The organism is Allobosea sp. ASV33 (assembly GCF_016428755.1).
In the GTDB taxonomy this organism is placed as follows: domain Bacteria; phylum Pseudomonadota; class Alphaproteobacteria; order Rhizobiales; family Beijerinckiaceae; genus Allobosea.
Genome location: NZ_JAELTI010000199.1, coordinates 1 through 468, shown reverse-complemented (window position 1 = coordinate 468; position 468 = coordinate 1). Strand labels below are relative to the sequence as shown.

The following is a 468-nucleotide window of genomic DNA, read 5'->3' as shown; positions in this document are numbered from 1 at the left end:
CATCCGCCCCACGCTCACGCAGGTAGGTGCGCGCCAACATGGCGAACTTCACGGCCGGACTGGTGGCGGTCTCGCTCAGGCGAGCCAGGCCCTCCTTGTCGGCGGCGCGGCGACCGTCACCGTGCTTGTCCACGCCGACGGCCAGCGCCACATCACTGATGCCCGACGCAATCTCCATGCAGGCCTGGCGGAAGGCGAACGAGCCGGAAGCGGACGCGTTTTCCACCTGCGTGACCGCCAGTCCCGTGGCGCCCAGGTGCCGGAGCATGACCCGCCCCGTGGCCATGCCGATCGAGGTGGTGCCCACATAGGCGCTTTGCACCTGTGACCAGGACAGGCCCGCGTCGCCCAGCGCGGCACGCACGGCCACAAGGCCAAGATGGGTGTAGGGCGTGTCGCTGGGAAACTGGTAGGGATGCATGCCGATGCCGGCAACGTACACGCCGTCGTGAGGGTCCAGCCAGTGGC

General features: G+C 69.0%; 1 protein-coding gene. It reads right to left on the bottom strand.

Annotated elements, in window-relative coordinates; translation table 11 throughout:
* On the bottom strand, positions 1-468 hold a 468-nt coding region (locus tag JHD80_RS27095; protein WP_282568455.1), incomplete at both ends, for a thiolase family protein.